The sequence below is a fragment of the Geminicoccus sp. genome (assembly GCF_035556675.1).
GTDB lineage: Bacteria > Pseudomonadota > Alphaproteobacteria > Geminicoccales > Geminicoccaceae > Geminicoccus.
Map to the genome: position 1 here is coordinate 1 of NZ_DATMFZ010000165.1, position 7,376 is coordinate 7,376.

13 protein-coding genes are annotated in these 7,376 nt (G+C 64.9%); 9 read left to right on the forward strand and 4 right to left on the reverse strand.

Annotated elements, in window-relative coordinates:
* From VNS22_RS12325 to VNS22_RS12355, 7 genes are all read left to right on the forward strand, one after another.
* The coding region (locus VNS22_RS12325) for a hypothetical protein (RefSeq protein WP_325732811.1) at nt 1-213 on the forward strand (213 nt) is incomplete at its 5' end.
* A complete protein-coding gene (locus VNS22_RS12330; RefSeq protein WP_325732813.1) occupies nt 213-695 on the forward strand; it encodes a hypothetical protein in 483 nt (160 codons plus the stop codon). The genes VNS22_RS12325 and VNS22_RS12330, both read left to right, overlap by 1 nt.
* A 49-nt stretch (nt 696-744) precedes the next feature.
* Nucleotides 745-1,197, forward strand: coding sequence for a hypothetical protein (locus VNS22_RS12335; RefSeq protein WP_325732815.1), 453 nt, complete (start codon nt 745-747; stop codon nt 1,195-1,197).
* Nucleotides 1,194-1,709 carry a hypothetical protein gene (locus VNS22_RS12340; protein ID WP_325732817.1) on the forward strand — a complete coding sequence of 172 codons (516 nt, stop codon included), beginning with the start codon at nt 1,194-1,196 and terminating at the stop codon, nt 1,707-1,709. Before VNS22_RS12335 ends, VNS22_RS12340 begins: the two co-directional genes overlap by 4 nt.
* Before the next feature lie 110 nt (nt 1,710-1,819).
* On the forward strand, nt 1,820-2,371 hold the full coding sequence (locus tag VNS22_RS12345) for an HNH endonuclease (protein WP_325732819.1): 552 nt from the start codon (nt 1,820-1,822) through the stop codon (nt 2,369-2,371).
* Between the two features lie 95 nt (nt 2,372-2,466).
* Entirely contained in the window at nt 2,467-3,951 is a 1,485-nt protein-coding gene (locus tag VNS22_RS12350) for a hypothetical protein (protein ID WP_325732821.1), read from the forward strand.
* Nucleotides 3,948-4,097 carry a DUF3309 family protein gene (locus tag VNS22_RS12355; RefSeq protein WP_325732823.1) on the forward strand — a complete coding sequence of 50 codons (150 nt, stop codon included), beginning with the start codon at nt 3,948-3,950 and terminating at the stop codon, nt 4,095-4,097. The genes VNS22_RS12350 and VNS22_RS12355 overlap by 4 nt, the downstream gene beginning before the upstream one ends.
* A 216-nt stretch (nt 4,098-4,313) precedes the next feature.
* Here VNS22_RS12355 and VNS22_RS12360 read toward each other — a convergent pair whose 3' ends face one another.
* The gene (locus tag VNS22_RS12360; protein WP_325732831.1) at nt 4,314-4,610 is read right to left on the reverse strand and encodes a DUF4145 domain-containing protein; all 297 of its coding nucleotides are present in this window, start codon (nt 4,608-4,610) and stop codon (nt 4,314-4,316) included.
* Nucleotides 4,595-4,720 (reverse strand): hypothetical protein, encoded by a 126-nt coding sequence (locus VNS22_RS12365; protein ID WP_325732832.1) that lies wholly within the window; start codon nt 4,718-4,720, stop codon nt 4,595-4,597. The genes VNS22_RS12360 and VNS22_RS12365 overlap by 16 nt, the downstream gene beginning before the upstream one ends.
* 242 nt (nt 4,721-4,962) lie before the next feature.
* Here VNS22_RS12365 and VNS22_RS12370 point away from each other — a divergent pair, with 242 nt between their 5' ends.
* Nucleotides 4,963-5,178 carry a hypothetical protein gene (locus VNS22_RS12370; protein WP_325732824.1) on the forward strand — a complete coding sequence of 72 codons (216 nt, stop codon included), beginning with the start codon at nt 4,963-4,965 and terminating at the stop codon, nt 5,176-5,178.
* Between the two features lie 172 nt (nt 5,179-5,350).
* On the opposite strand, the gene VNS22_RS12375 is transcribed toward VNS22_RS12370, so the two are convergent.
* Together VNS22_RS12375 and VNS22_RS12380 are read right to left on the reverse strand one after the other, a co-directional pair.
* Nucleotides 5,351-5,671 (reverse strand): HigA family addiction module antitoxin, encoded by a 321-nt coding sequence (locus VNS22_RS12375; RefSeq protein WP_325732826.1) that lies wholly within the window; start codon nt 5,669-5,671, stop codon nt 5,351-5,353.
* Between the two features lie 17 nt (nt 5,672-5,688).
* The gene (locus tag VNS22_RS12380) at nt 5,689-5,970 is read right to left on the reverse strand and encodes a type II toxin-antitoxin system RelE/ParE family toxin (protein WP_325732828.1); all 282 of its coding nucleotides are present in this window, start codon (nt 5,968-5,970) and stop codon (nt 5,689-5,691) included.
* Nucleotides 5,971-6,049: 79 nt separating this feature from the next.
* On the opposite strand from VNS22_RS12380, the gene VNS22_RS12385 reads away from it, so the two are divergent.
* Nucleotides 6,050-6,316 carry a hypothetical protein gene (locus VNS22_RS12385; RefSeq protein ID WP_325732830.1) on the forward strand — a complete coding sequence of 89 codons (267 nt, stop codon included), beginning with the start codon at nt 6,050-6,052 and terminating at the stop codon, nt 6,314-6,316.
* Nucleotides 6,317-7,376: the final 1,060 nt, after the last annotated feature.

Sequence of the window (7,376 nt, forward strand, 5' to 3'; positions counted from 1 at the left end):
GCGCTTCTGATGGCGAGCCTCTGGGTTCGGGCGAGCGGGTTCCGGCCGGCCGTCGCCTTCCTCTCCTGCGGCCTCTGGGCCTTCATCGGCGGCACCATGGTGCAGAGCGGCATCCTGCAGGGCTTCTTCAGCCCGGCGGGCGCCTTCAGCGTCGTGGGTGGCCTGGGGTGCTGCGCGGCAACCGTGCAGTGGGTGCACCAGGGGTATGACTGATGGACGCATTCAGCAACTGGCCAGCCCTGGTTATCGCCTTCGCGTCCCTTTCGGTCGCCTTCCTTGGCTTCCGGGCGGCGCAGTCGAAATCCCTGAAGGATGACATCTCCGGCGTCGAGCAGCGCTCCGAGGCAGGTCTGCGGCATCTGGAGGAGAAGATGACGCTGCTGGTCCAGGGCGCGCTCGAGCGGGAGGCCAAGTCGCGCCACGACCTGGCCAACAAGGTCCAGGCGGACCAGGCGCGCATGGAAATGCTGATCCGGCAGCTCGACCGCGATGCGGCGCGCAAGGAGGAGATGCACGCCGTCGAGCGACGATTGGGTGAGAGCCTCGCCAAGTTCGAGGCGAAGCTGGACCGGCTGGGCGACGGCCTCTCGAAGATGGCGGCCTTTGACGGCAACGTCCGCGGCCTCTCCGACAAGATGACCTGGCTCGCCGAGCGCATCGAGAGCCTGGAAGTCCGCGCCAAGCGGGCGGACTGAGTTCCCGCCGCCGGCCGGCTGCCGGCACCCCGACAATCTGGAGTGTCCAATGGACTGGACCGTCCTGGCGCCGGTGCTCGTCGAGCATCTGGCCATCCCTGTGCTCGTCGCCATTGGCGGCTGGCTCACCACCAAGATCCCCGGCCCGCTGCGCAACTGGCTGCAGGCCGACACCCACGCCAAGGACCTGGCGCTGATCACCAGCGCCATGGGCCGCGCGGCCGTGGTGGCCTATGCCGACTACCGGCAGGGCAGGTTCACCTCACCGACGGCGGCAATCGGCCAGGTGGTGGCCTATGTGCTCCGGACCTGCCCCGAGACCATCGCCAAGCTCGGCCCCGATCCGGACACGCTGCAGACCATGGCGCATGCCATCTGGGACAGCGTGGTGAAGGAGACCGTCGCCGCCGAGGCCGCCAAGGCGGTCCCGGACGTGGTGGCCAGCGTGGCGGACCAAGTGGCCACGGGGGTGGCCGACGCCCTGCGGAAGCCGGCGGCATGAACGCCGCCGCCTTTCTGCGCGAGGTGATGCGGCCGACCGCCGCCTGGTGCCAGCGCGAGGCCGGCATTCCCTTCAGCCGGGACAGCGACCGCTTCCTGCTCGCCGTGGCGTTGCAGGAAAGCCAGTGCATCCACCGGGCGCAGATCACCCGCAGTGGCGCGCCCGGTCCGGCCCGTAGCTACTGGCAAGGGGAAAAGACCGGCGGCATGGTCGCCGGCGTCCTGGGCTTCCAGAACGCCCGCATTCAGGACATGGCCCGCGCGCTCTACGCCGCCGCCGGCGTGATCCCGGATGCCTACGCCATCTGGCGCGCGATCGAATGGCATGACGCCCTTGCCCATGGCTTGGCGCGCCTGCTGCTGCTCACCGATCCCTACCGCATCCCCACGGATCAGGAGACTGCGTGGAAGTGCTACGCGGAGCGCCTGTGGCGGCCCGGTCGGCCTCGTTCGGTTGAATGGCCTGAGAACTGGCAGGCCGCCTCCATCGCCGTGGCCGCCGAGACGGCCTGATGATTCCGCCTTGAGTAATGCGGTGCCAGCTTTTGCTATAATGCGTGGCGCGGTCGGTGGTGAAACACCGACCCGCACCCCTAACCAGCCGAGTGAGTGAGGCACCCGAGATGGCTGATGCAGGCAATGCGCCGGAATGGCGCAGCGTGCAAGGATACCCCGATTACGAGGTATCGAATGATGGCCGGGTGAGGCGAGTGACGATGCCTAGCCGCGGACCAGGGCGGAGCCGATCTCTGCCCTACGAAATAGCGATTTCCTATGATGAAAGAGGGCGCCCAGCGGTCGGGTTGGCTTGCCCTGGCAATCGCTCCGGGCAGAAGCGCTTTCAAGTTAGCTGGCTGGTGGCCGAGGCGTTCCACGGAGCAAGGCCGGCGCCGGGCTACGTGGTCTGTCACAACAACGGCGACCATACTGATAACCGTGCCAGCAATCTGCGCTGGGATACGCAGGCAGGAAACATCGCGGACAAGCGCATCCACGGTACTCAGCTAGAAGGCAATCAGCACCCGAATGCGAAGCTGACCGATGACGAAGTCCGGCAGATCCGGGCTGCGCGGGCGGCTGGTGAAACGCTCAAGTCGATAGCGGCCCGTTACGGTGTCCACTTCTCCCTGATCCAGTACATCGAGCAGCGGAAGGTCTGGAAGCACGTTCCGTAGCGATCGCGCCACCCCGCCGCCGATCCGCGTAGGGCGCCGCTCCGAAAGGAGGGCGCCCTTTTCTTTGCCTGATCTCCACAACCGAGGATATCCCAATGGTCCAGACCCTTCGCGGGATGTACTGGAACAACCAGACCTCTCGTGTCGAGGCTTTCGAGAAGCAGCTCGGCCTCTCCAGGCCCCTCGACCTCATTCGCCTCTCCAACGGGGGCGCCAGTTGGCCCGACGTGATCACGTCCGCCGGCTGGCTCGCGGGCGTCGCGGCGCCCTTGCGGCCGCGCGGCTTGCAAGTCTGCCTGCAACTCTGGCCCTCCTCGCTCTCCTCCGCCGATGCCTACAAGCGATGCGCGGCCGGTGAGTACGATGACAACATCAGGACGCTGTACCAGAACCTGCTGGCCAAGGTGCCGGGAGACGATCCGATCTGGCATTCCCCGCTTTACGAGTGGGGCGGCAACTGGATGAATTGGAGCATCACGCCAGCCCTGGCGCCGCTGGCGAAGCAGGTCTTCCGCAAGGCCGCGACCATCGCGCGCAGCGTCTCGCCGCGCTTCCGGATGATCCTCAACTCCGCCGAGTGGAACAACAGCGCGGCGGTGAAGTTCGCCGACGTCTTTCCGGGGCGCGAGTTCTGCGACGACTTCGGCATGAACCTCTACGTCAAGCAGGAGTACCAGGGGACCAACCCGGCCGGCATCCTCAAGGCGTTGCTGGAGAGCAAGCACGGCCTCAACACCATGATCGCCGAAGCCAAGGCACTCGGCGTCCGGGGCATCTGGATACCAGAGTGGGGCCTGCGGCCGCACGAGAAGGACAAGGCGCAGACCGAGGCCATGGACCTCACGCCTGTGGTGCAGGGCATCGGCGACGTGCTGCTGCGCGAAGCCGGGAACTTCGACCTGATCGGCTATCTGTTCTGGTCCGGGCGCTCCGGCGCCGAGGCCTACGTGGACCCGACCGGCACCGGCAAGTTCCCGAAGCTTGACCGAGCCATCAAGGCGCTGGACGACCGCATGCTCGCGGCCAACGGCACCACCCCCACCAAGCCCCCGGAGACGCCCGTGACCGAGACCGCCCCTCCTTCCGCTCCCGCCGCCCCGCAAGACCCGGCGATGGCGCTGGTCGCCGAGGGCAACGAAGCGTTGTTCTCCCTGCGCGACCGCTTCCCGGAGCCTGCCAACTCCGCGATCCGCGCCATGGAGGACCGGCTGTTCTGGCCGCTGGTGGCTACCGGCAAGAAGAACGGCGATCCGGCCGGCCGCGAGACGGAGGCCACCAAGGCGCTTGCACTGGCGGTGCACGCGGCGGGCACGCTCGACGGCTGGCCGGCGGAGGCTGTCGCCGCGGTGCGGGGCTGGCTCGACCGCGCGAAGGCCCTTCTGCCCGCTGAGGAGGCGCCGCAGCCGGAACAGCCGCAGCCCGAGCAGCCCGTGCCCGACGTTGTGGCGACCCTCCAGGCGCAGATTGCGCGCCTGCAGGAGCAACTCACCGCTGAGCAGGCAGCCCGTGCGGCGGCAGAAGCAAAGCTCGCCAAGGTGCCGGGGGCGATTCAGGCTGCGGTGCAGGCGGCCCTCGCATGAGCACCGTCCTCCCCATCATCCTGATCCTGCTGCTGGTCGGCGCTCTGCCGACCTGGGGCTACAGCGCGGGGTGGGGCTACGGCCCCTCCGGTGCGGTCGGCCTGCTGCTGATAGTGGTGATTGTGCTGCTGCTCGTCGGCAGATGAAGAAAGCCGCCCCCCGGGGAGACCTAGCGGGCTGGAAGCTTTGCTCCGGCGGGTGGTCGCGGTCGGTGATCGGCTCGACAGCGATCCGGGGTGGAACCTGATGGATGCCGAAGCCGTGCTGATCCGCTCCATGCGGCGGCAGGCGCAGGAGCTTCTGCGGCAGATCTGATGGAGAGGGAGGGGGAGAGTGAATCGCCCACCCCTTCTACTTCTGGCTCACTTCGCCTCTTCGGCCTGCAGTTTCTCGGCTTGGCGACGGCGCTCGTCCAGCATGGCGGGCAGCGTGAAGGTGTAGGTCAGAAAGAGTTCAGTGAAGGAGTGGAGGGCTTCGGCATCTGCCGCGCTGAACGGTTCGTCTTCGTGAGCCGCATCGTTCCCGATTTTCCGAATCGCATGTGCCCACTGTTTCATTGCTGACGTTACACCAAGATTGTCGGGCAACGACTCTATCCTATCGTAGATTGAGGCTCTGGGTTTAGCTTCTGGATGAATCTTCTTCAGAGCAACTTCCAGGCAGCGGCGGAAGACAGGACCGGCCGCGTCATAATGGGCGCGGCGGAGCGCATCTTGGCCTTGGAGAAATAGGCTGCGGAGATGGTCAGGAAGATGGCGAGGGGCTTCATTTGGCGGCGGCTTCGGCCAAAGATTATCAAGTGCCCCGTCATCTGGACCGCGGCGCCTTCCATCTACCCAATACTCGTGGAACTGGTCGGGGAAGAGTCCTACGGCGCCGCCTCTGCAAACTTGACACTGCAGGAGTGATATGAACGGCGGCCCTGACGTACGGCCTGCCGAAAGAGCGCCATTGACGGTGAATGCAGCGTTCTCAGTTAGGCAATGAGGGCAGGTGTGGGAAATCTGTGGCATGAACCTCTATCCGCATACTGAAACCATCGCGACGGCGCTGAATGATGGCAGGGCCAATGCAGAGAAGACGCAGATCCTGTTCGACCATTACACGGCGCTTTCCCGCCCGCAGCAGGAAGCCTTCGTGCTGGCGCTCATTGGCGAGCTGATGGTGGCGCGAGTAATGCGACTCATTGGTGAGACGCCGCCGCCTGGCCAGAACCCCGCGCATTGATCGGCCAGCGCGTCGCCTCGTACACTTCAATGGCGACGTGCAGGGCGTCGAAGTGCTCTGCTTCCGGAGTGCCCGGCGCCGGCTCCTTGTCGAAGTACTGTTCGATCTCGGCCAAAGCGCGATCATACTGATGCTCGGACGTGATTGGCTCAACCAGCACTGCCAGTCCTCCTCAGGCCGCGAGCACTCTATGTGCGCGGGCGAGATCGAGGCTCATCTGGAGCCCGAGCCAGAACTCGGGGCTGTTGCCGAAACGGCGGCTCAGAAGGATCGCGGTCTCGGCCGTCAGGGCGCGGGTGCCGTTCAGGATGCCGGTGATGCGATTGGTCGGGACATGGATTTCTGCCGCTAGGCGCTTGGCCGACAGACCAAGCGGAACGAGGAACTCCTCCCGGAGCACCTCGCCGGGCGTGACGGGCGGAAGCATTTCATCGGTTGCGACGTCCGACAGGTCCACCCGGCCGGCGTCCAGATCTTCGCGGAGGATGGTCATGGTTCTGTCCTCTCGGCCTAGTGATAGTCCGTAATTTCAACATCGTAGGCGTGGCCGTCCCGCCAGACGAAGCAGACGCGGAACTGGTCATTCACCCGAATGCTGTGCTGGCCGGCCCGATCCCGGCTCAGCGCCTCAAGGTGGTTGCTGGGCGGCACCTTGAGATCGTTCAGGGTGATCGCCCGGTCGAGCATTGTGAGCTTCCGGCGAGACACCGAGGCCAGATCGGAGGGAAAGCCCTTCGGCATCCGGCCCTGAAACACCGCGGCGGTGCGCTTGTCGCGGAAGCTCTTGATCATGGGGTGACGTATCGCGTAACCCCAGTTATGTCAAGCGTAACTAACTTGGTGTTATGGGCGTCCTTCGGGGCGTTCCCACTTGCAGCCTGAAGCGAGCGCCGTCCCTTCCCTCTTCCACGAGCTCCGCATCATCCAGCGGCGCGAGAAGCCGTCTGGCTCGACGGTCTATGAGTATCGCGGCGCCCAAATCAGCCACAGCGGCTCGACGGTGCGGCTGGAGATGCCCGGCCACCCCTATGACAGCGGTAACGCCTGGGCGCAGCTCAGTCACGTGCAGAAGCTGGTGGACCATTGGCTGGACCACCAGGCCGTCCCGGCGCCGTATGTGTGGCCTCCGAAGGGCTAAGGCGGCGCTTAGGCCCGCCAAGGTCCACTGCCGAGGCAGTTAGAGAATGCCGCCTGGTGGATTGTAGCGTGCCAGGATGACAGCACCGGCTGTGTATCGCGAACACGCGATGTCGCAACTGATACAGCTCAGCGCACGGGTTCTGGTCAGCCTCGTATGCTCAGTACAGGGCCTGGTTCGCCACGTGCTCGACAGAACGAGTGAAAGGGAGGCGAGAGGCACAAGTAATGACACCGCACGACATCTTACCGGAGTTCTATGCGCACGTTGAGAACGCCTGCGTTTCCATTCAGGCAACGCGCGAACTTGACCTAAACGATATTTCGGCTGCGGCCTCTACGGAATGGACGCTGTTACGGCGAGAGCAGTTGCTAACGGCGACAGCGCTGATCCTCTTTATCCGCAGCCATGGAGGTGATGTCTTGCGCTGCCTGAGTCAGTTCACGCCGTAGAGGAAGGGGCGTCCTGCCGCGAAGCGTGTTTATCCGCCCTGGCTTAGGCTGAAAGGCCCATGCCGCGGTGGTCGGGGGATGGTAGGCGTGGCAGCATCGGGCAAGCTTGGAGCAAGTCGCGGCTGATGCCCGACAGATCATATTCAGAGAGCCTCCTTGCCTAGACGGAACGCCACGTCAGGGAGAGTACAGCCCGCGTGAGAGGCAGCAGCAGGTCGTCGAGGAGATGGAGCGGGATAACCATCCTCGTGCAGCGAAGGTGGCTCGTGAACTTCTAGCTACGCTGGAGGCGTCGCTGGATCTTGCTCGTCAGCATCTCGGCGAACTGCGGTATCATCCCCCGGAAGATGCCACCTGATCAGGTTTCTCGCCCTGGCTTCTTGAAGAAACTCTTCCTGACTAGGTTCTCCACCTAGCGCCCTGGTGGTGTATGTCGCAGGAGCCGTTCGGCCCGGTAATGCAGGCGTAGGTTGTCTCGGGCCAAGCGTAGCACAGCCTGATAGCGAGCCAGTGTGCGCCGTGCCTCCGCCAGGGCATTCGTATCCCTGCGGCGTTCGCACTCTGTGATCTGGTCCACCTGCTGGGCAAGCAAGGCCTCAAGAGTGTGG